This window comes from Halomonas sp. QHL1, from assembly GCF_001882345.1.
GTDB lineage: Bacteria > Pseudomonadota > Gammaproteobacteria > Pseudomonadales > Halomonadaceae > Vreelandella.
In genome coordinates, this window is sequence record NZ_MINL01000001.1 from 906,020 (window position 1) to 926,676 (window position 20,657).

At 52.8% G+C, this 20,657-nt stretch carries 20 protein-coding genes; 4 read left to right on the forward strand and 16 right to left on the reverse strand.

Translation table 11 applies throughout. The features are described 5' to 3' along the window. Nucleotides 1-14 precede the first annotated feature (14 nt). The gene (locus tag QHL1GM_RS04110; protein WP_071693339.1) at nucleotides 15-1,694 is read right to left on the reverse strand and encodes a glutamine--tRNA ligase/YqeY domain fusion protein; all 1,680 of its coding nucleotides are present in this window, start codon (nucleotides 1,692-1,694) and stop codon (nucleotides 15-17) included. Nucleotides 1,695-1,768: 74 nt separating this feature from the next. On the opposite strand from QHL1GM_RS04110, the gene QHL1GM_RS19805 reads away from it, so the two are divergent. From QHL1GM_RS19805 to QHL1GM_RS04120, 3 genes are read left to right on the forward strand one after another with little or no spacing between them, the layout of a single operon-like run. Then, the gene (locus tag QHL1GM_RS19805) at nucleotides 1,769-1,891 is read left to right on the forward strand and encodes a hypothetical protein (protein WP_007114329.1); all 123 of its coding nucleotides are present in this window, start codon (nucleotides 1,769-1,771) and stop codon (nucleotides 1,889-1,891) included. After that, entirely contained in the window at nucleotides 1,863-2,363 is a 501-nt protein-coding gene (locus tag QHL1GM_RS04115; RefSeq protein ID WP_071693340.1) for a peptidylprolyl isomerase, read from the forward strand. The genes QHL1GM_RS19805 and QHL1GM_RS04115 overlap by 29 nt, the downstream gene beginning before the upstream one ends. 13 nt (nucleotides 2,364-2,376) lie before the next feature. Beyond that, complete coding sequence (locus QHL1GM_RS04120) at nucleotides 2,377-3,150, forward strand: UDP-2,3-diacylglucosamine diphosphatase (RefSeq protein WP_071693341.1); 774 nt, start codon at nucleotides 2,377-2,379, stop codon at nucleotides 3,148-3,150. Between the two features lie 83 nt (nucleotides 3,151-3,233). Here the strand turns inward: QHL1GM_RS04120 and QHL1GM_RS04125 are convergent, their stop codons facing one another. The 8 genes from QHL1GM_RS04125 to QHL1GM_RS04160 all read right to left on the reverse strand — a co-directional run bounded on the left by QHL1GM_RS04125 (nucleotide 3,234) and on the right by QHL1GM_RS04160 (nucleotide 12,848). Next, nucleotides 3,234-5,054 (reverse strand): SurA N-terminal domain-containing protein, encoded by a 1,821-nt coding sequence (locus tag QHL1GM_RS04125; protein ID WP_071693342.1) that lies wholly within the window; start codon nucleotides 5,052-5,054, stop codon nucleotides 3,234-3,236. A gap of 126 nt (nucleotides 5,055-5,180) precedes the next feature. Next, nucleotides 5,181-5,453 (reverse strand): HU family DNA-binding protein, encoded by a 273-nt coding sequence (locus tag QHL1GM_RS04130; RefSeq protein ID WP_007114333.1) that lies wholly within the window; start codon nucleotides 5,451-5,453, stop codon nucleotides 5,181-5,183. A gap of 193 nt (nucleotides 5,454-5,646) precedes the next feature. Continuing rightward, a complete protein-coding gene (gene lon / locus QHL1GM_RS04135; RefSeq protein WP_071693343.1) occupies nucleotides 5,647-8,058 on the reverse strand; it encodes an endopeptidase La in 2,412 nt (803 codons plus the stop codon). A 272-nt stretch (nucleotides 8,059-8,330) separates the two neighbouring features. Beyond that, nucleotides 8,331-9,611 carry an ATP-dependent Clp protease ATP-binding subunit ClpX gene (gene clpX, locus QHL1GM_RS04140; RefSeq protein WP_007114335.1) on the reverse strand — a complete coding sequence of 427 codons (1,281 nt, stop codon included), beginning with the start codon at nucleotides 9,609-9,611 and terminating at the stop codon, nucleotides 8,331-8,333. Nucleotides 9,612-9,685: 74 nt separating this feature from the next. Next, nucleotides 9,686-10,303: an ATP-dependent Clp endopeptidase proteolytic subunit ClpP gene (gene clpP, locus QHL1GM_RS04145; RefSeq protein ID WP_007114336.1), complete on the reverse strand. Its 618-nt coding sequence runs from the start codon at nucleotides 10,301-10,303 to the stop codon at nucleotides 9,686-9,688. Nucleotides 10,304-10,371: 68 nt separating this feature from the next. After that, nucleotides 10,372-11,724 (reverse strand): trigger factor, encoded by a 1,353-nt coding sequence (gene tig / locus QHL1GM_RS04150; protein WP_071693344.1) that lies wholly within the window; start codon nucleotides 11,722-11,724, stop codon nucleotides 10,372-10,374. A gap of 278 nt (nucleotides 11,725-12,002) precedes the next feature. Then, nucleotides 12,003-12,380, reverse strand: coding sequence for a hypothetical protein (locus QHL1GM_RS04155; RefSeq protein WP_071693345.1), 378 nt, complete (start codon nucleotides 12,378-12,380; stop codon nucleotides 12,003-12,005). Nucleotides 12,381-12,383: 3 nt separating this feature from the next. Then, on the reverse strand, nucleotides 12,384-12,848 hold the full coding sequence (locus tag QHL1GM_RS04160) for a flavodoxin (protein WP_071693346.1): 465 nt from the start codon (nucleotides 12,846-12,848) through the stop codon (nucleotides 12,384-12,386). A 143-nt stretch (nucleotides 12,849-12,991) separates the two neighbouring features. Between QHL1GM_RS04160 and QHL1GM_RS04165 the strand changes: the two genes are divergently transcribed. Next, the gene (locus QHL1GM_RS04165) at nucleotides 12,992-13,198 is read left to right on the forward strand and encodes a DUF2788 domain-containing protein (protein WP_071693347.1); all 207 of its coding nucleotides are present in this window, start codon (nucleotides 12,992-12,994) and stop codon (nucleotides 13,196-13,198) included. Nucleotides 13,199-13,359: 161 nt separating this feature from the next. Here QHL1GM_RS04165 and QHL1GM_RS04170 read toward each other — a convergent pair whose 3' ends face one another. From QHL1GM_RS04170 to thrS, 7 genes are all read right to left on the reverse strand, one after another. Then, nucleotides 13,360-13,659 carry an integration host factor subunit alpha gene (locus QHL1GM_RS04170; RefSeq protein ID WP_035579533.1) on the reverse strand — a complete coding sequence of 100 codons (300 nt, stop codon included), beginning with the start codon at nucleotides 13,657-13,659 and terminating at the stop codon, nucleotides 13,360-13,362. A 128-nt stretch (nucleotides 13,660-13,787) separates the two neighbouring features. Further along, nucleotides 13,788-16,169 carry a phenylalanine--tRNA ligase subunit beta gene (pheT, locus tag QHL1GM_RS04175; protein ID WP_071693348.1) on the reverse strand — a complete coding sequence of 794 codons (2,382 nt, stop codon included), beginning with the start codon at nucleotides 16,167-16,169 and terminating at the stop codon, nucleotides 13,788-13,790. A gap of 26 nt (nucleotides 16,170-16,195) precedes the next feature. Then, on the reverse strand, nucleotides 16,196-17,215 hold the full coding sequence (pheS, locus tag QHL1GM_RS04180; RefSeq protein WP_071693349.1) for a phenylalanine--tRNA ligase subunit alpha: 1,020 nt from the start codon (nucleotides 17,213-17,215) through the stop codon (nucleotides 16,196-16,198). A gap of 159 nt (nucleotides 17,216-17,374) precedes the next feature. After that, complete coding sequence (gene rplT / locus QHL1GM_RS04185) at nucleotides 17,375-17,728, reverse strand: 50S ribosomal protein L20 (RefSeq protein ID WP_007114344.1); 354 nt, start codon at nucleotides 17,726-17,728, stop codon at nucleotides 17,375-17,377. Nucleotides 17,729-17,792: 64 nt separating this feature from the next. After that, nucleotides 17,793-17,987: a 50S ribosomal protein L35 gene (rpmI, locus tag QHL1GM_RS04190; RefSeq protein WP_009724291.1), complete on the reverse strand. Its 195-nt coding sequence runs from the start codon at nucleotides 17,985-17,987 to the stop codon at nucleotides 17,793-17,795. 82 nt (nucleotides 17,988-18,069) lie between these two features. Continuing rightward, on the reverse strand, nucleotides 18,070-18,561 hold the full coding sequence (infC, locus tag QHL1GM_RS04195) for a translation initiation factor IF-3 (protein ID WP_007114346.1): 492 nt from the start codon (nucleotides 18,559-18,561) through the stop codon (nucleotides 18,070-18,072). A gap of 60 nt (nucleotides 18,562-18,621) precedes the next feature. Beyond that, nucleotides 18,622-20,544: a threonine--tRNA ligase gene (gene thrS, locus QHL1GM_RS04200; RefSeq protein WP_071693351.1), complete on the reverse strand. Its 1,923-nt coding sequence runs from the start codon at nucleotides 20,542-20,544 to the stop codon at nucleotides 18,622-18,624. Between the last annotated feature and the right edge of the window lie 113 nt (nucleotides 20,545-20,657).

The following is a 20,657-nucleotide window of genomic DNA, read 5'->3' on the forward strand; positions in this document are numbered from 1 at the left end:
TATCCATGTTTGTTTTAGCCCTTCTGCTTGATTTTAGCCCAGCTATCTTTCAACCCCACGGTACGGTTAAACACCAAATGCTCTGGCGTAGAGTCGTGGCGGTCGGCGCAGAAGTAGCCAATGCGCTCGAACTGGAAGCGTGACTCGGGCGTTGCGAGGGCTAAGCTTGGCTCACCGATTGCCTGACAAACGACCAGTGACTCCGGATTAAGATGCTCAAGAAAGTCGACATCTTTGTCGCGATCAGGCTGCTCAACGGTGAACAAATTGTCGTAAAGACGCACTTCCATGGGCACGCCGTGTGCAGCGCTGACCCAGTGAATGACGCCTTTGACCTTACGCCCTTCGGGGTTTTTACCCAGCGTATCGAAATCCACCGAGCAGTGCAGTTCGCTGATCTCACCGGCGGCGTCTTTGATTACTTCGTCACAGCGGATCACGTAGCTATTGCGCAGGCGTACTTCTTTACCGGGTGCCAAACGGAAGAACTTTTTAGGCGCATCTTCCATAAAGTCGTCTTGGTCGATATACAGCTCGCGGCTAAACGGCACCTGACGCACCGTCATATCTTCACGGGCGGGGTGACCTGGAACGTCGTACACCTCCTGGTGATCTTCCGGCACGTTGGTGAGCACGACTTTCAGCGGCTTTAACACACACATGGCGCGCGGGGCATTGTCTTCAAGATCCGAGCGAATGGCGTGTGTCAGCATAGCGATATCCACCAGGCCACCGTCGGCACGAGTAACGCCAATCATTTCGCAGAACTTACGAATAGACGCTGGCGTGTAGCCACGGCGACGCATCCCCGAGATCGTCGGCATGCGCGGGTCGTCCCAACCATCGACGATTTGCTCATCCACCAGCAGCTTGAGCTTGCGCTTGGAAGTCAGGGTGTAGTCGAGATTCAGCCGGGCAAACTCGATCTGGCGCGGTGTTGCGGGTACCGGCAGATTATTTAAAAACCACTCGTACAGCGGGCGGTGATCTTCAAATTCCAGGGTGCAAATCGAGTGCGTAATGCCTTCGATGGCGTCTGACTGGCCATGAGTAAAGTCGTAAGAGGGGTAAATTTTCCACTTATCACCGGTTTGGTGATGGGTGGCGTGGCGAATTCGATAAATTATCGGGTCGCGTAGATTGATATTGGGTGAGGCCATATCAATCTTGGCGCGCACGACCTTTTCACTTTCGCCAAACTCCCCTTCGCGCATACGCGCCAGAAGATCCAGGTTCTCTTCGGCGCTGCGTTCGCGGTAAGGACTGGCTTTGCCCGGCGCGGTCAGAGTGCCGCGATACTCACGAATTTCATCCGGAGAAAGATCGTCAACGTAGGCTTTGCCTTCGCGCATTAAGTGCTGCGCCCAGGCATAGAGCTGGTCGAAGTAATCAGAGGCAAACCGCACCGGGCCTGTCCATTTAAAGCCTAGCCAACTGACGTCCTCTTTGATCGCATCGATGTAGGCCTGCTCTTCTTTGGCAGGGTTAGTGTCGTCGAAACGTAGATGACACTCGCCACCCAGTTGCTCCGCCAACCCGAAATTTAGACAGATCGACTTCGCATGGCCGATATGCAGAAAGCCATTGGGCTCCGGGGGGAAGCGTGTCACGATTTTAGTGACCTGGCCGCCCTCGATCTCGTCGCGTACTTGGTTGCGAATGAAGTTCGGCGCTGGGGTGGTCTCGTTGGTCATGATGGTGTTGATAACCTCGTGGTGGATGGCGTGCTAAGCCTTGAAGACGTGCTTTAAAGACATAGGATACTCCTATGGCCCTTCGCGGTGCAGGGCAAAACCGCTATTATAACGTGACGCCGATGCACAGCGCCAAGGCGAACGTCTTTATTGAACAGGAATTTATCTATGATCGTATTACAGACGAACCATGGTGACATCACCATCGCTCTTAACCACGAAAAAGCGCCGATTAGCGCGGCGAATTTTGAACAGTATGTTCGCGACGGATTTTATGACGGCACCCTGTTCCACCGTGTAATTGACGGCTTCATGGTGCAAGGCGGCGGTTTCGATAAAGATTTTGAGCAAAAACCGACCCGCGACCCTATCGACAACGAAGCCGACAACGGCTTAAAAAACACTATCGGTACGCTAGCCATGGCGCGCACCCAGGACCCCCACTCTGCCACTGCGCAGTTTTTTATCAACGTGGGCGACAACAGCTTTCTAGATCACAGCGGCAAAAGCCTGCAAGGCTGGGGCTATGCGGTATTTGGCGAAGTTGTTGACGGCATGGATGTGGTCAACGAGATTAAAGACGTAGCCACTTCGCGCCGCGGTATGCACGCAGACGTACCCTCTGAAGATGTCATTATCGAGCGCGCGTACGTTAAAGACGCGGAATAACGCTGGGAGCCTTATGCGCACACTGCTTGTTGCCGATCTTCATCTAAGTAGCGATACCCCCGAGATCAATCAGGGGTTTTACCGCTACCTAGAGCATACTGCCCCAGGGGCCGATGCTCTGTACATCTTGGGCGATCTTTTCGATGCCTGGATTGGTGACGACCTGCTCGACGCCACCCAGCATCCACTTAGCGGCGTTGCCCAGGAGGTCATTCAGCGCTTAAACAAGCTGAGCAGCGATGGCACCGCTGTCTACTTAATGCACGGTAACCGTGATTTTTTGCTCGGTGAACGCTTTGTGAACGCCTGCCAGGCACTGCTGCTATCTGATATCGAACAAGTAGAGATTCAAGGCCTTCCCGTGGTGCTCCTCCATGGCGATAGCCTGTGTACCCAGGATGAGGCCTATATGGCCTTTCGCGAGCAGTCACGCAATCCGGCGTGGCAGGCGCAAATGCTTGCTCTACCGCTGGAACAGCGCCTGGAACTGGCCAAAAGCCTGCGCATGCAGTCGGGCGAAGCCAATGCCAATAAGGCTGAGGCGATTATGGACGTGACGCCGCAAGAGGTTATCTCGCTAATGGAGCGCTTTGGTGTTGCCACGATGATTCATGGCCACACCCATCGTCCCAAAGTGCATTCGCTCACGGTAGAAGAGGTGCCTGCTACTCGCTATGTGCTAGGTGATTGGGATGCCCAGCACGGTTGGGATATTGTAATTGAGCACTCCGACCATACGGTTCCAGAGCTGCGTCAGTTCTCTTTGACAGCATTGCCTAACGCCTGAAATCGTTGTGTTTCAGGTATAAAAAAGCCGATCTCGCGATCGGCTTTTTGTGCTTGCTGGTTGCAACTCGAATTTAAGCGATTCTATCGCTCTATATCGGCATCGCTGCGCAGGTCATCAATCAACCCCTGCAGCACCGACTGGGCACGCAACTGCTCGGCCATTTGCGCAACGAATGTCTCCATCTGCTCATCGACCTCACCATCGCTTACGCTATCCAGCGCTACCACAGCAACTCCTTGCGGTAACTCAACCGTGCGATAGACGCTCTCGCCCTCTTCTGGGCGCGCCATGCGGAAGACTTCCTGAACAATCCACTGAGGCACAGTGTTATCAGTTTGGCGGCCTACGTTGTTGGCTTCGAGCCAATCAACATCAACCTGCTGATCTTCTCGCAGGTTTGTGACTAGCGCCTGGGCCTCTTCACGCAGCGCCTCTTGCTGCTGCTCTGCGGCTACGGACATTTCGACGTCCTCGCGCACTTCATCAAGCGGTAGCAGAGTCGCATCGCGCTGCTCAGCAACCCGCAATACCAAGCGACGATCCTGATCCAGCTCGATTACTTCGCTGTTGTAGCCCTCTTCAAATACGTCGTTGCTAAAAGCCGCTGACATTACGCCAGGCTCAGATAGCACCCCTTCAGCCTCATCATCACGAGCAAGCCAATCGCTCTGCTGTAGCGTTAGATCAACCTCATCGGCAACGCTTTGCAAATCATCGGCAGCGAAGCTCTCGTCGATCAGCTGTTGAACTCGCTGATTAAACTCATCATCAACTTCGCGCAGCGCTACTTCCCGAGCCAGCTCGTCGCGTTGCTCTTCAAAGGTGGGCCCCTGAATGTCCGTCACCTGAATGATGTGGAAAGCGTTATCCAACTCAACTGGCTGGGAAACATCACCCTCTTCGAGACCAAAGGCCGCTTCATCGAAGGCGTCGCCAAAGAAACCACGGCTAATCACCCCAAGATCACCACCCTCTTCTGCACTGGCTGTATCGTCAGAGTAGCGAACGGCGGTGTCTTCAAACGACTCACCGCTGTCCAGCGCTTCTCGAGCGGTCTCGGCCAATTCCTGCGCTTCATCTCGGCTGCGCTCATTGCCAAAGGTAACCATAATGTGGGATACGCGGCGATCAGCATCACGATTTTGCTCGCTCCAGGCATTACGCAACGCCTCTTCGTCTACGTCACGTTCCTCCGCCATGGCTTGACGGTCAATCAGCACATACTCAAGGCGTACCTGTTCCGGGCGCTCATAGCGCTCCTGATGAGCGTCATAATAAGCTTGAAGATCGTCCTCGCTGATGTCGATATCAGCGTCCACCTCGTCGCCATCCAGCACCACGTAGCGGAAGTTCCGCTGCTGGCGCTGCAGTTCTGCCAAGCGCTCTTGCTCGTTCGGCAGGCTAAAGTCGCTAAAGGCTAAGCCTTGTTGTAAATGCTGACGCTGGATATCGACGCGTAATTCTTCACGAAAGGAGACCGGCGTATAGCCAGCACCGGAGAGACGATTTCGGAACACCTCTGCGGAGAAACGGCCATCCTGATCATGAAATTCCGGCAGGCTGACAATTAACTGATCCAGCTGCTGTTCAGAAACGGCAAAGCCACCCTCTTCTGCATACTGGGACAGCAGTTGCTGCGTAATAAGCTGATCAACCATATCGTTGCGCAAGGCACGCTCTTGCTCTGGCGGCACTTGGCCTGAGCGCAGCGCGCGCTGAACTTCTAGCTCAACCTGCTGACGCATAATCGGCTGCCCGTTGACGCTCGCCACTTCGTCTGGATCATTGCCAAAAAGCCCGAACAGTGACTCGATCCCGAAAAGTGCCATGGCCGCAACCATAACACCGATAATAATTTTGGCACCCCAGCTCCTGGAGCCATCTCGAATACTTTGCAGCATGCTAGCCTCAGATAGTCACAGCCAAACAGATCGGCCCGCTAAACCTAAATAAATAGTGAACCAGAAAATAACATGGGCGCATCGCCAATGCGATGCGCCCATTAGGTTACAGCAAACGCTGTCAAATTAGTTGACGGCGTCTTTCAGCGCTTTACCTGCTTTGAAGCTGGGTACTTTGGCGGCACTGATCTGAATTGGCTGACCCGTTTGTGGGTTACGGCCAGTACGAGCAGCACGCTCTTTGATCGCGAAGGTACCAAAACCTACCAGAGATACGCTTTCGCCTTTCTTAAGGCTATCGGTGACAGACTCCACCATGGCATCCAATGCGCGGGTTGCCGCTGCTTTCGGAATATCTGCAGACGCGGCAATGGCTTCAATCAGCTCGGACTTATTCACTCTTCACCCCTTGACTGTTTCAAAAAATGGCTCTGAACGGCATGGTCACCGATGGATACGACGATCAAAGCATAGTTGCGTTTTATAGCAATGCCTTGAAACATCTGTCAAGCAACCATGCCGCGAGATACCCGCCAAACGAACAGCGGGCATATATTAAGTAAAATTAAAGACCAGCGAGGACTTTAACAGCTTAATGGGTACTAGCAACGACGTTATTACTAAACGATGCTTCGGTGCTTTTCAATGGCGCACCGTCTTCTACCTTATCAGCTAGCGCTACGGCTAAGACATCATCTATCCAGCGTACCGGACGAATATCCAATGCACCTTTGATATTGTCAGGTACTTCCTTGAGATCACGGCGGTTTTCTTCAGGAATTAGCACAGTCTTTATACCACCGCGGCGGGCTGCCAGCAATTTCTCCTTCAGTCCCCCTATCGGCAATACTTCACCGCGCAGATTAACTTCACCGGTCATGGCCACGTCGCAGCGTACCGCCCGCTGGGTGTAAGCGGAAACAATAGCCGTCACCATGGCAATACCTGCGCTGGGCCCATCCTTCGGTGTTGCCCCTTCAGGAACGTGTATATGCAGGTCCTCTTTTTCGAACCGTTCGGGATCAATGCCATACGTTTCTGCCCTGGCGCGCACTACCGTGTGGGCGGCACTCACCGACTCTTTCATAACATCGCCAAGTGACCCAGTCTTGTTAATTCGCCCTTTACCCGGCGTCACTACTGACTCGATGTTGAGCAGTTCGCCTCCCACCGATGTCCAGGCAAGACCCGTCACTCGGCCAATCTGGTCGTCTTGCTCCGCTAAGCCGTAACTGTATCGGCGTACGCCTGCGTAGTGCTCAATTTGCTCTGCCGTTAAGCTCTGACCCGCTTGGGCGGCTTGCGGCTCACGCTCTTTTTCAAGCCGTTCTCGCAGCACTTTTCGCGACACTTTGGCAATCTGCCGTTCTAACTCACGCACACCCGCTTCTCGAGTGTAGTAACGAATAAGCTCTAAAAGTGCGCTATCTTCCAGCGTTAACTCATCACCTTTTAAGCCGTTTGCGGCTAATTGCTTAGGCAATAAGTAGCGCTTCGCGATCGCCAGCTTCTCATCTTCGGTGTAACCCGGCAGACGAATAATCTCCATACGATCAAGCAGTGCGCTGGGAATGTTCATCGAGTTAGCAGTACAGATGAACAGCGTCTCCGAGAGATCGTAATCAAGCTCCAGATAGTGATCACTAAAGCTGTTGTTCTGCTCGGGATCGAGCACTTCGAGCAACGCAGAGGCCGGGTCACCGCGGTGATCCATGCCCAGCTTGTCGACCTCATCCAACAGGAACAACGGATTTTTAACCCCGGCGCGGCTCATCCGCTGCATCAATTTACCGGGCAATGAGCCAATGTAGGTACGCCGATGGCCGCGAATTTCTGACTCATCGCGGACACCACCTAACGCCAAACGCACATATTTGCGGTTAGTGGCTCGAGCGATGGACTGGCCAAGTGAGGTCTTACCTACGCCCGGCGGCCCGACGAGGCACAGCACAGGGCCTTTCATCTTGCGCACACGTTTCTGGACGGCAAGGTATTCCAGGATGCGCGCTTTGACCTCTTCCAGGCCGTAGTGATCTTCATCCAGCACCTGCTGCGCTTTGACGAGATCGTGCTTAACCCGGGTGCGCTTTTTCCATGGAACGGCGACTAACCAATCCAGATAGGAGCGCACTACGGTCGCTTCGGCGGAGTTTGAGGCCATCATTTTGAGCTTATTGAGCTCTTGAGTGGCTTTCTCAGATGCCTCCTTAGGCATTCCAGACTCTTTAATCGCCAACTCGTACTTGTCAGCCTCATTGGGCACATTATCCAGCTCACCCATCTCTTTCTGGATAGCCTTCATCTGCTCATTGAGGTAGTACTCGCGCTGAGTCTTTTCCATCTGCTCTTTGACCCGCGAGCGGATGCGCTTCTCTACTTGCAGCAGGTCGATTTCAGACTCAATCAGCGCCATCAGGTGCTCAATACGATCGCGTACGCGATCCATCTCAAGCAGCTCTTGCTTGTCGCCAATTTTGAGCGACAGATGGGCACAAATGGTGTCCACCAAGCGGCTTGGGTCTTCAATCCCCGATAGCGAATTAAGCACTTCGTTGGGGACTTTTTTAGAGAGTTTGACGTACTGCTCAAACTGATTGAGCAACACGCGAACCAGTGCTTCTTGCTCACGACTGGTAAGCGGCTCACTCTCTCTGGCCGTTAAATGCGCCTGGGTGTAACCTGCGGCATTCTCTTCGACTTTTAGTACATCCGCTCGGAAATTACCCTCAATGAGTACTTTGACCGTGCCATCGGGCAACTTAAGCAGTTGCATGATATCAGCCACGGTGCCCATAGCGTAAAGGTCCGCGTTGTCAGGCTCATCTTGAGACGCTTCACGCTGAGCCACCAGTAGCACACGCTTATCAGCCTCCATCGCCGCTTCGAGCGCCTGGATAGACTTTTCACGACCTACAAAAAGGGGGATGACCATTTGCGGATAAACAACCACATCGCGCAATGGCAAAAGGGGTAGACATTGTGTCTGTTCGGCGTTCTGCTGCATCGCAGACGTTCCTCGACAAATCGGATGAGTACTTGAAAGAGTACTTGGAAAAGTACTGCACATTTTCTAAATGCTGGCGGTTAAGACGTTAGCATTGAATAAGCTAGGCAGTAACACTTCACGAATTAGGCTTTATAGCTAGATAACTTGGCTTCACAACACGCTTTATAAGAGCGTTCTACAGAAACTCTTTATAATAACAAGGGGTCGCCTAGGCGACCCCTTGGTTTAGTGCAAGCGGTTGAAGCTGGGCCGCGACATTCGACTAACCACTAACCATCAGTGCCGTCGACACGTGCTTCTTCCTGCTGAGAATAGATCAACAGAGGCTCACTCTCTCCAGCAATCACCGAGCCATCAATGACGACTTTGCTGACGCCTTCAAGCGACGGAATTTCATACATAGTGTCCAGCAGCACTGACTCTAAAATAGAGCGCAGCCCACGAGCACCTGTCTTACGTTCCATGGCTTTTTCAGCCACCGCACGTAACGCTTCATCTCTGAATTCAAGCGTTACATCTTCCATTTCAAACAGTTTAGCGTACTGCTTGACCAGCGAATTCTTGGGCTCTGTCAGAATCTGCACCAGCGCATCTTCGGTGAGTTCCATCAGCGTTGCGATGATCGGCAAACGGCCCACAAACTCTGGAATCAAGCCAAATTTAACCAGATCATCCGGCTCGACGTCGGCAAGCAGCTCACCCACCCCACGGGAGGATTCCTTGCTTTTCACCGCCGCATTGAAGCCGATGCCGCCCTTTTCAGCGCGATCACGAATAACCTTATCCAGCCCTGCAAAGGCACCGCCGACGATAAACAGAATATTGCCCGTATTAACCTGGACAAACTCCTGCTGGGGGTGTTTGCGTCCGCCTTGAGGCGGCACAGAGGCAGTCGTACCTTCAATAAGTTTCAGCAATGCTTGCTGAACGCCTTCACCCGAGACATCGCGAGTGATCGAAGGATTATCCGATTTACGCGAAATCTTGTCGATTTCATCGATATAAACAATGCCGCGCTCGGCTTTCTCGACGTCGTAATCGCACTTCTGCAACAGCTTTTGGATGATGTTTTCGACATCTTCACCGACATAGCCAGCTTCCGTCAGCGTGGTTGCATCCGCAATGGTAAAAGGTACATTCAGTAACCGTGCCATGGTTTCCGCTAGCAGCGTTTTACCGCTACCGGTGGGACCAATCAGCAGAATGTTCGATTTACCTAGTTCTACATCGCCGTCTCGTACATCTGTTTTCAGACGCTTGTAGTGGTTATACACCGCTACGGAAAGCACCATTTTGGCGCGATCCTGTCCAATGACGTAGTCATCAAGCGTATGACGTATTTCGCGAGGCGTAGGTAAACGTTCCTCATCGCTCTCGGCATCGGCTTCGAGAACTTCTTCGCGAATGATGTCATTACACAAGTCGACACACTCATCGCAGATATAGACGGATGGGCCCGCAATCAGCTTACGTACTTCGTTTTGGTTTTTGCCGCAAAACGAGCAGTAGAGCAGTTTGCCACCTTCGTCTTTGCCTTTGCCGTCGGCCATTCGCATACCTCTATCACTGCGGCGGCTTTCGCCGCCGGAAAAGCTCGTTAGAAAAGCAGAATCCTATCACGCTATCAGGATGTAGGCCGCTTATCCAGCACTGCATCAATCAAACCATACTCTTTGGCTGTATTGGCGCTCATGAAATTATCCCGATCAGTATCGCGCGATACAGCTTCAATATCCTGGCCTGTATGATGGGCAAGAATTTGATTCAGCTTCTCGCGAATACCCAGAATTTCACGGGTATGAATTTCAATGTCAGACGCTTGGCCTTGGTAACCACCCAGCGGCTGGTGAATCATGACGCGTGAGTTGGGCAGGCAGTAACGCTTACCAGCAGCACCAGCTGTCAATAACAGCGCACCCATGCTGGCGGCCTGACCAATACACACGGTAGAGACATCTGGCTTCACAAACTGCATAGTGTCATAAATCGACATACCCGCGGTGACCGAACCACCTGGTGAGTTAATATACAGGTGAATATCTTTGTCGGGGTTTTCCGACTCCAGGAACAGCAGTTGGGCAACAACCAGATTAGCCATGTAGTCTTCTACAGGGCCTACCAAGAAGATCACACGCTCTTTTAACAGGCGTGAGTAAATGTCGTAGGCTCTTTCCCCTTTGGCGCTCTGCTCAACCACCATGGGCACTAAACCGCCAGCGTTTTGAATATCAAACTCACTCATTCAGGTGATTCCTTGCGTCCGGGAAGGGAAAGGCGCACCGACATACAGGTGCGCCACGTTCCAGGGTGTTAGGCGCTCGCTTGCTCGCCTTCTTCAGCACCCTCATCTTGCTCTGCCTGCTGTTGCGCAGCGGCAAGGGCTTGCTGATAAGACATCTCAACGTCTTTAATGTTCGTTTGCTCAAGCAGCTTAGCCACCGCTTTCTCTTCAAGAATGGCAGATTTTACTTGGGTTTTCAGTTGCTCGTTACCCATGTAGTAGCTAACCACTTCGTCAGGATCTTGATACTGCTCAGCAAGCTCGGTTACTTTTGCTTTGATAGCGTCATCATCAGCATCGAGCTCGTTAGCTTTGATCACTTCAGCCAGCAACAAGCCGACCTGGACGCGGCCTTTGGCCTGCTCTTCGAACAGCTCGTTGGGCAACTGGCTGACATCAAAATCTTCGCCTAAACCAAACTGCTGTGCCGCTTGGCGCTTCATGCCATCGGTCTCTTGCTGAACCAGCGCGCTCGGCACAGGAATTTCATTAACCTTTTTCAGTGCATCGAGCACTTGCTGCTTAACTCGGTTATCAACGGCTTGCGACGCTTCACGAGTCATGTTCTTCTTGATTTCAGCGCGGAATTTTTCCTGGTCGCCGCCTTCAACGCCAAAACGCTCGATAAACTCAGCGTCTACTTCGGGCAGTTTCTGGCTGCTGACTTTGTGCACGGTCACCTTAAAGGTGGCTTCTTTACCGGCTAAGTGCTCGGCTTGGTAATCATCAGGGAAGTTGACGTTAAGGGTCTTCTCTTCACCCGCTTTGGCGCCAATTAACTGCTCTTCAAAGCCAGGAATAAAGCTATTGGAACCAATGACCAGCGTGTGGCCTTCGGCGCTACCGCCTTCAAACGGCTCATCACCAATATAACCCTGGAAGTCAATAGTGACTTGATCGCCGTCAGCTGCAGCAGCGTCCACCTCTTCCCAGTCCGCATTTTGCTTACGCAGCGTATCGATCATCTCATCGACATCCGCATCGCTAACAGAAACCACCGGACGCTCAATCTCTGTACCTTCGATAGAGGTCAGCTCAACGTGCGGGTAGATCTCCATAACCGCAACGAACTCTAGATCTTTGCCTGACTCATTGACCGATGGCTCAATTTGCGGGAAGCCAGCCGGGTTCAGGCCCTCTTCGGTAATAGCGCGCACATAACGCTCACGCATTACTTCGCTGACAACCTCGTTACGTACGTCTTGTCCGTAGCGCTGCTGAACTACTGCCATCGGCACCCGGCCCTGGCGAAAACCATTCAAGCGAACGTTCTTCGCGGTGTCTTTCAAGCGAGCACTAACGGCCCCGTCAATTTCGGCCGCTGGCACTTGAATGGTAATGCGGCGTTCGATCTGGGAGGTCGTCTCGACAGAAACTTGCATGAATTGTCCTCTAACGGCTGGGCGTTGTGTTGATTGCATGTAATTGTGCTGATTAGATCTAAAAAGATCAAAGGGGCAATTTTAAGAACCCCAACGCATAGTGGCAAGCGCCATGCTCGCAACATGGGGGCAGTGATTTTAAAAACAAGGGAATAAGCGAGCAATTAACCGCTTTAAGGCGTGTTTAGCTTCATTATTCGCCCCACGCTGCGTAATTTCTTCCATTCTACTGCTTTGTGCGTCTTGCAGCGACTTTTTCAATCGCTACAGCAAAAAAGCTATTGGGCAGAACGCTCACCCGACCACCATAGGGTAATTGCATGAAGCAACACTCCAAGGGTTGCGCCATGGGAGATGAACACCTGCCAGCTGATCCAGTCCGTAAACAGCGCGTGCCAGCCCCCCATCACAACCATTCCTAGCAGCAGCATAACGACTAACCGTTTGCACAGTTGCGGCAGCCGACGACGTGCCTCCACCGCCAATAGGCGCCACTGGACAATAGCCGCAAAGGCCACCAGTGCTAAGGCGAAAATAATCAACGTCTGGCGGGTTTCATACCCGCCCGCCATGTAGCGAGGTAGGGTTGCCAGCATAACGACACATAGGCCCAGTGCCACGCTAATGCGCTCAGGCGAGGTAGGCGCTCGCTGCATCGCTCAAGCCACCTCTAATTGCTGGTCAACGATCCACTCTTCCACCCAGGGGATAGCAGCATCGTCGGCCATAAAGGTCTCCATGGCGTCGACCTCTAGTCGCTCCCCCAAACGAGTCGCGCCATGATCCGCCAGTAGTTCATCAAGCGCACGGCCGGCACCGCAAAATGTATCGCCATAAGAGCTATCACCGAGTGCAATGAGTCCGTAACGCAGCGAAGTAAGCGCGGGACTTTGATCACGCAACTGTCGGACAAAGGGCACAAAACTGCCTGGAAAATCTCCACTGCCCGTGGTCGATACACAAAACAGCGCCAAATCGGCGTCTCCACTGGCAATATCATCAACCGATGGCTGTTCAAGAATCTCCACAGCGTAACCGGCCTGTTCAAAAAGGGGCTTCACTTGCTCTGCCACATCAAGGGCACCGCCATACATGGTACCCACCAAAATATTTAGCTTTGGCATCGTCACTCCCCTGTCAAAGTGTCACAGTGCCAACCGTCAAGTCGACAAATACCCGATGAATTTGCTCAAATATTAACATGACTGGTTAGAATGAGACACATCACCCGCAACGGGTAGCGCCCACGCAGCACACAGGAGTGGCTATGCAGCAAACCTTCGAGGCTTGGATCACCCCGCTAATGATTGGCGGCCTGATCATATTTATGTGTTTTATTATCTGGGACTTGGCCAAGAAATCGAACGCAGGCAAATTTGGCACCATCATGCTGTTTGTAGTGCTTGGTGCAGGCATGCTGGGTTACGTTATTAAGGTGGTGATTACCTGGCTAATTGAAGGTGGCGGCATATAGGGGCAACGGAAAACCATCATTGCACCAGATACGCTTATCACAAAGGCCATCAGAAAGAGAAAAGGAGCGCCAGAAGGCGCTCCTTTTTATGGGGGACTAATCTTGTTTAGCATGGGATCAGCTACTTACCTGAGAGTAAAAGCATTCCTCAAACCAAAAGGCTATTCCCCGCCCACATAGTGCTCAACCTGCTGCTTAAGCTTCTGCCCTGGGCGAAACGTCACGACTCTTCGAGCAGAAATGGGAATTTCTTCACCGGTTTTTGGGTTACGTCCTGGTCGCTCGCGCTTATCACGCAGATCAAAGTTACCAAAACCCGACAGCTTTACCTGTTCGTTCTCACGAAGACAGGCTCGAATCTCTTCAAAAAAAGCTTCGACCATGGCCTTCGCTTCTCGTTTGGACAGGGCTAGCTCTGCATGCAAATGTTCGGCTAGCTCTGCTTTGGTCAACGCACCCATAAGGCTTCTCCTTATCCTTGAAGCAAACACAGCAACAAACGCTCTGTATCAAACGTACAGTAGCAAGCACATTGCCAAGAACGTGATAAGCATCGTGGCGTAGCCCAGGTACTCACATAGCTACTTACTTAGCCGCGCAGCTCAGCATCTAACTTGACACGCACCTGTGTCACAATTGAATCGACCAACTGGTTGATTTCCTCATCGTTTAGCGTGCGCGATGGATGCTGCCAGGTCAAGCCCAAAGCAACACTCTTGTGCTCTTCAGCCACGCCTTTACCTGCATAAACGTCAAATAGCTTGATGTCCTGTAGATACTCACCTGCCTGCTGCTTGGCACAATCCAGCAAAGATTGAACAGGGATCGTCTCTTTGAGTATAAACGCCAAATCACGACGCACCTCAGGAAAGCGTGATAGCGGTTCAAAGGCAGGTATCCGGCCTTGGCTAAGCGCATCCAGACGCACCTCAAACAGTACGGCATCCATCTTTAAGCCTAACGTTGCACGAACCTGTGGATGCAGGGTGCCGATCCAGCCTGCTGGCTCCCCACGGTGCAGCAGCTGCGCGCTCTGCCCAGGATGAAGGGCCGGGTGCTCTGCACGCTCAAAGCGCCAGGCTTCAGGGTCACCCCCCAACGCCAGGACACTCTCTAAATCGCCTTTTAGATCGTAGAAATCAACCCGCCCTTTCGCCTCACTCCAGCCCTCGGTTCCCCGGGCACCACATACCAGGGCGCCAAGCATCGGCACTTGAGACAGCGCATCCAGCTCGCCATTAAAGACTAGCCCGGTTTCAAACAGCCGCACGCGGGTTTGCTGACGGTTAAGGTTATACTCCATGGCGCGCACCAAGCCGGGAAACAAACTAGCACGCATCACCGACAAATCAGCTGAGATAGGATTAGCTAGCGTCGGGCTAACGGCATCAGGCAGCATGGTCGCTTGCAGCTCGGGAGCCACAAAACTGTAGGTAATCGCTTCCTGAAAACCCCGGGCAACCATCTGGCGACGCAGTCGTGCCTGGGTAAGCGTTGCCTCGTCTCCCGAACGAAGCGCCAAGCGTGCCGACGGGCGGCGAACCGGCAAATTATTGTAGCCGTGGATACGCGCTACTTCTTCGATAAGATCCTCTTCAATGGCCAGGTCAAAACGCCAACTTGGCGCAGTAACCGCCCAACCGGCATCCTGCACGCTGACTTCAAGCCCTAAGCGCTGCAAGATATCGGTCACATCATCGCTATCGAGCGCCTTGGAAAGCGCCTTCTCTAATCGCGCACTGCGCAACAGGATCGAACGCTCAGCAGGCATATGCTCAGCACTTTGTGCTTCAACAACAGGCCCAGCTTGACCACCGCAAATCTCAATTAAAAGCTGGGTAGCGCGCTCAACGGCAACTGGCGTCAACTGGGGATCGACTCCGCGCTCAAACCGGTGCGATGCATCGGTGTGTAGCCCGTAGGAGCGCGCCTGTCCTGCAATGGCCAGCGGGGTAAAGAACGCTGACTCAAGGAAAATCGTCTGGGTATTTTTATGAACACCGGAGTTTTCCCCGCCCATCACACCGGCCATAGCTAGCGGACCGGAGCTGTCGGCAATGACCAACGTTTCGGGACGCAGCGCCAGCTCGCTACCATCAAGCAGCGTTAGCCGTTCGCCCGGTTTGGCCATACGGACTACTATGCCCTCTTGCAGATTGTCACGGTCAAAGGCGTGCATCGGCTGGCCTAATTCCAGCATGACGTAGTTGGTAATATCCACCACCGGGTCAATAGAGCGCACGCCACTGCGTCGAAGACGCTCTACCATCCACAGCGGTGTTTCAGCCTTAACATTAACGCCCTTAATTACGCGGCCAATATAACGCGGGCACTGCTCCGGCGCGTCTATGCTCACCGGAAAGCTATCCTCAATCTCAGCGGCCACCGCTGAGATTACGGGCCCGTTAACCGGCAACCGGTTAAGGACGCCGACTTCTCGCGCCATCCCCTTAATGCTCAGACAGTCCCCCCGGTTCGGCGTCAGATCGACCTCAATCGTCATGTCATTAAGGTGCATGAACTCTCGGAAATCGACACCCACTGGTGCAGAGGACGACAGCACCAGAATGCCGGGCGAGGTCTCTTCTTCAAGCCCCAGCTCCGATGCAGAACAGATCATCCCGCGCGACTCAACGCCACGCAGCTTGGCTTTTTTGATTTTGAAATCGCCTGGCAGCACGCCGCCTACCTGGGCAAAGGGGATTTTCTGACCAATATCTACATTGGGCGCTCCGCAGACAACCTGAACAGGCTCCCCACTACCGTCATCAACGGTGCAAACATTAAGCTTATCCGCATCAGGATGCTTCTCTTTGCTCAGCACTTCAGCCACCACGACACCGCTGAATGCGGAGGCTACCGCTTCAACAGCGTCGACTTCCAAGCCCGCCATGGTGATTTGGTCGGCCATTGCCTGCGTTTCAAGCTGCGGCGATACCCACTCACGCAGCCACTGTTCTGAAAATTTCATCGTTGATCCTGTATTCGGCGGCGGTCTTAAGCGAATTGACGTAAAAAACGCAGATCGTTTTCAAAGAACAGGCGTAAATCATTCACGCCGTAGCGTAGCATTGCCAATCGCTCGGCTCCCATCCCGAAGGCAAAACCGGTATAGCGCTCGGTATCGATACCCGAATGACGGAAGACTTCAGGATGTACCATGCCGCAACCCATCACTTCCAGCCAGCCGCTGTGGGAACACACGCGACAGCCTGACCCACTACACATCACGCACTGAATATCCACTTCGGCGGAGGGTTCAGTAAATGGAAAGTAGGAAGGCCGGAAACGCACCGAAAGATCGTCGCGCTCGAAAAATGCCTGCAGAAAGTCTTCGATTGTCCCTTTGAGGTCAGCAAAGCTAACCCCCTCATCGACCAACAAGCCCTCCACTTGGTGGAACATGGGGGTGTGGGTCAGATCTGAGTCGCTGCGATAGACACGCCCCGGGCAAACGATACGAATGGGCGGCTCGCTGCTTTTCATCGTGCGCACTTGCACCGGCGAGGTGTGAGTACGGAGCAGACGCGTGGCATCGAAATAGAAGGTATCAGCCATACCGCGAGCGGGATGGTGAGCGGGAATATTGAGGGCTTCGAAATTGTGATAATCATCTTCAATTTCTGGCCCTACCGCCACGTCATAACCAATACGGGTGAACAGCCCCTCTATGCGCTCAAGCGTACGCGTCACTGGATGCAGACCACCATCGGCCTGCCCCCGCCCAGGCAAGGTGACATCGATACTCTCCGCGGCCAAACGGGCATTAAGCGCAGCACTTTCAAGCTGCTGACGCTTGGCATCAATTTCATCGGCCAGTGTTTGCTTGGCCTGATTAATACGCTCACCCGCTGCCGGGCGCTCTTCGGCTGAGAGTTTTCCCAGGCCTTTCAGCAAGGCGGTTACCTCACCTTTCTTACCTAAGTAGCGTACTCGTAACTCGTCTAGTGCGGCGACACTCTGCGCAGCCTGAATGGCGTCGCGAGCCTCAGATACCAGAGTAGGAAGGTGATCCATCCGTTTCACTCCGAATTAAGCGGTGTCCATCCGTGAAGATGGCGTGGCACGTTGAAGGTGACAAAAAAACAGGGGAAGAGCGGCTGCTCTTCCCCTGGATGGGTCACTCTGAAATGACCTCAGGCACGTTGCACGGGCAAAAGCCCAGCACAAACTACCTTATTGGGCAGCCTTGGCTTTTTCCACGATGGCAGCAAAAGCAGCCTTCTCGTGTACTGCCAAATCGGCCAATACTTTACGGTCGATTTCGATACCGGCTTTCTTAAGACCGCCTACAAAGCGGCTATACGACATACCGTTGACGCGTGCACCGGCGTTGATACGCTGGATCCATAGCGCGCGGAACTGGCGCTTACGGTTGCGACGGTCACGGTAGGCGTACTGACCAGCTTTGATAACGGCTTGCTTGGCAACGCGGAAAACGCGCGAACGGGCACCGTAGTAACCTTTGGCAAGCTTCAATACTTTTTTATGACGACGACGCGCTACTACGCCACGTTTAACTCGAGTCATAACACACTCCTGACTTTAAGGCTGAGGCAAAAAATTTGTGCACTCAGAAAAACGAAATCCCGACTTACAGATTCGGCAGCATACGCTGGATAAGCGCTTTGTCGGACGCGTGGATCTGCTTCATTCCACGCAGCTGACGCTTACGCTTGGTCGACTTCTTGGTCAAGATGTGGCTACGGAAAGACTGTTTGTGCTTAAAGCCATTAGCAGTCTTTTTGAAGCGCTTGGCAGCGCCGCTGTTGCTTTTGATTTTCGGCATGAGGAAAACTCCGCTCGATATTTTTTAGAAAACCCAGGGCCGACCACCTTGCTAAAGATGGCCCGTTTAAATCGCCGTTGGATCACTTCTTCTTCGGGGCAATAATCATGATCATCTGGCGGCCTTCCATTTTCGGGAAAGCCTCTACCGCTCCGATCTCTTCCAGGTCTGCCGCGATCCTTTCCATCAGCTTACGACCGATGTCCTGGTGCGCCATTTCACGACCACGGAAGCGCAGTGTGACTTTGCCCTTGTCACCACCTTCCAAAAAGCGCGTCAGGTTTTTAAGCTTGACCTGATAATCGCCTTCATCGGTGCCAGGACGGAATTTGACTTCCTTAACCTGGATTTGCTTCTGCTTCTTCTTTTGAGCCGCTTTTTGCTTCTTGGTCTCAAAAACGAACTTGCCGTAATCCATAATCTTGCAGACGATGGGATCGGCATTCGAAATTTGCACGAGATCTAAGCTTTCAGATTCAGCACGCTCTAGCGCTTCGGTGGTGGGCACGACACCCAACTGCTCACCGTCGCTACCAATAAGACGTACTTCTTCTTCGACAATTCGCTCGTTCATTGGTGGGCGCTTGTCTGCTGGACGCCCGCGCTGGTTGCTTCTCTTGATCGTTCCGTCTCCTTAGGCAATTGACGATGTCGCCAGGGCTGCTCTCTCGGCAGTATGGCGTTCAATAAATTCATCGACCGTCATTGTACCGAGGTTTTCGCCGCTGCGTGTTCGCACGGCCACTGAGTCAGCTTCGACTTCCTTATCTCCCACCACAAGGAGATAGGGAACTTTCTGTAACGTATGCTCACGGATTTTAAAGCCGATCTTCTCGTTCCTCAAGTCCGCTTTAACACGCAAGCCACTTTTTTGCAGGCGTTTCTCTAATTCAAGCGCATATTCACGCTGTGAATCGGTGATAGTCATGATAACCGCTTGCTGTGGCGCAAGCCATAATGGCATAGCGCCTGCATAGTGCTCAATCAGAATCCCCAAGAAACGCTCAAAGGAGCCTAAAATTGCGCGGTGAAGCATTACTGGGGTCTTACGTACGCCATCTTCATCAACGTACTGAGCCCCTAAACGTCCTGGCAAATTGAAATCAAGCTGTAGGGTACCACACTGCCAGACACGATTCAGGCAGTCACGTAAAGCGAATTCTATTTTAGGGCCGTAAAAAGCCCCCTCGCCTGGCTGCAGATCCCACGCCAAGCCAGTCGAATTCAATGCCGCTTCAAGACCCTGCTCGGCCTGATCCCACACTTCAGCTTCGCCCAGGAAGTCTTCAGGGCGCGTTGAAAGCTTTAACTCTACATCTTCAAAACCAAGCGTTTTATACACTTGCAGCGTTAGCGCTATGAAGTCTTCCGCCTCAGCTTGAATTTGGCCTTCGGTACAGAAAATATGCGCATCATCTTGGGTAAAGCCACGCACGCGCATCAGACCATGCAACGAACCGGAAGGCTCGTTACGGTGGCAACTACCAAATTCGGCCAAACGCAGCGGTAAATCACGGTAGCTTTTCAGCCCCTGATTAAACACCTGCACATGGCAAGGGCAGTTCATGGGCTTGACGGCGTATTCGCGCTTCTCTGACTCCGTAGTGAACATAAGTTCACTGTAATGCCCCCAGTGACCGGATTTCTTCCACAAGGAGAGATCAACCACCTGCGGGGTTTTTATCTCTTGGTAGCCATGCTCACGCTGAATGTTGCGCATGTACTCTTCCAAGGCCTGATACATCGTCCAGCCATTGGGATGCCAAAACACCATGCCCGGCGCTTCTTCCTGAATATGGAATAAGTCCATTTTGCGGGCCAGCCTACGGTGATCACGCTTTTCCGCTTCTTCAAGACGCTTGAGATACGCTTTAAGCTGTTTTTTATCGCCCCATGCGGTGCCGTAAATACGCGTCAGCATGGTATTGGCTGCGTCACCGCGCCAATAAGCACCAGCCAGCTTGGTCAGCTTAAAGGCTTTTAAGTGACGGGTATTCGGCACGTGCGGCCCGCGACACATGTCGGTGTACTCTTCGTGATGATAAAGCCGGATCGTCGCGTCGTCAGGAAACTCGCGAATAATCTCCTGCTTATAAGGTTCATCACGATGCAAAAATGTCAGCATTGCCTGGTCGCGATTAACGTACTCGCGCACCACATCGTACTCGCGCTCAATCAGAGATTGCATGCGCGCTTCTATCGCTTCTAAGTCTTCCGGTGTTACGGATTGACCAAACTCAATATCGTAATAAAAACCGTCATCAATGACCGGCCCGATCGCCATCTTGGCCTCGGGGTACATCTGCTTAACCGCATGACCGATAAGATGAGCACAGGAGTGGCGGATAATTTCCAGTCCCTCATCGTCACGAGCGGTGATAATCGACACTTTTGCGTCTTGTTCAATCAGGTCAGCAGCATCCACCAGCACACCATCGATCTTTCCAGCGACACAGGCCTTAGCCAAACCAGGGCCAATGGATTCTGCGAGCTGCATAATGGTTAGCGGTGCTTCAAACGTTTTTTGACTGCCGTCAGGCAGAGTAACAATAGGCATTCAGGTTCCTTGAGCGCAGTGGTGATCCATACCAAGGATCACATTTCGCTATCAATGGTCTTGGGAGGTGCAAAATTTACCACTATAAAACAACGGCAAGCCTAGCAGACTTA

Bases quoted from the DNA above. Each gene is read 5' to 3' on its own strand.
- QHL1GM_RS04110 (WP_071693339.1), bottom strand. From the start codon at position 1,694: ATGACCAACGAGACCACCCCAGCGCCGAACTTCATTCGCAACCAAGTA.
- QHL1GM_RS19805 (WP_007114329.1), top strand. From the start codon at position 1,769: ATGGCCCTTCGCGGTGCAGGGCAAAACCGCTATTATAACGTGACGCCG.
- QHL1GM_RS04115 (WP_071693340.1), top strand. From the start codon at position 1,863: ATGATCGTATTACAGACGAACCATGGTGACATCACCATCGCTCTTAAC.
- QHL1GM_RS04120 (WP_071693341.1), top strand. From the start codon at position 2,377: ATGCGCACACTGCTTGTTGCCGATCTTCATCTAAGTAGCGATACCCCC.
- QHL1GM_RS04125 (WP_071693342.1), bottom strand. From the start codon at position 5,054: ATGCTGCAAAGTATTCGAGATGGCTCCAGGAGCTGGGGTGCCAAAATT.
- lon (WP_071693343.1), bottom strand. From the start codon at position 8,058: ATGCAGCAGAACGCCGAACAGACACAATGTCTACCCCTTTTGCCATTG.
- clpX (WP_007114335.1), bottom strand. From the start codon at position 9,611: ATGGCCGACGGCAAAGGCAAAGACGAAGGTGGCAAACTGCTCTACTGC.
- clpP (WP_007114336.1), bottom strand. From the start codon at position 10,303: ATGAGTGAGTTTGATATTCAAAACGCTGGCGGTTTAGTGCCCATGGTG.
- tig (WP_071693344.1), bottom strand. From the start codon at position 11,724: ATGCAAGTTTCTGTCGAGACGACCTCCCAGATCGAACGCCGCATTACC.
- QHL1GM_RS04155 (WP_071693345.1), bottom strand. From the start codon at position 12,380: ATGCAGCGAGCGCCTACCTCGCCTGAGCGCATTAGCGTGGCACTGGGC.
- QHL1GM_RS04160 (WP_071693346.1), bottom strand. From the start codon at position 12,848: ATGCCAAAGCTAAATATTTTGGTGGGTACCATGTATGGCGGTGCCCTT.
- QHL1GM_RS04165 (WP_071693347.1), top strand. From the start codon at position 12,992: ATGCAGCAAACCTTCGAGGCTTGGATCACCCCGCTAATGATTGGCGGC.
- QHL1GM_RS04170 (WP_035579533.1), bottom strand. From the start codon at position 13,659: ATGGGTGCGTTGACCAAAGCAGAGCTAGCCGAACATTTGCATGCAGAG.
- pheT (WP_071693348.1), bottom strand. From the start codon at position 16,169: ATGAAATTTTCAGAACAGTGGCTGCGTGAGTGGGTATCGCCGCAGCTT.
- pheS (WP_071693349.1), bottom strand. From the start codon at position 17,215: ATGGATCACCTTCCTACTCTGGTATCTGAGGCTCGCGACGCCATTCAG.
- rplT (WP_007114344.1), bottom strand. From the start codon at position 17,728: ATGACTCGAGTTAAACGTGGCGTAGTAGCGCGTCGTCGTCATAAAAAA.
- rpmI (WP_009724291.1), bottom strand. From the start codon at position 17,987: ATGCCGAAAATCAAAAGCAACAGCGGCGCTGCCAAGCGCTTCAAAAAG.
- infC (WP_007114346.1), bottom strand. From the start codon at position 18,561: ATGAACGAGCGAATTGTCGAAGAAGAAGTACGTCTTATTGGTAGCGAC.
- thrS (WP_071693351.1), bottom strand. From the start codon at position 20,544: ATGCCTATTGTTACTCTGCCTGACGGCAGTCAAAAAACGTTTGAAGCA.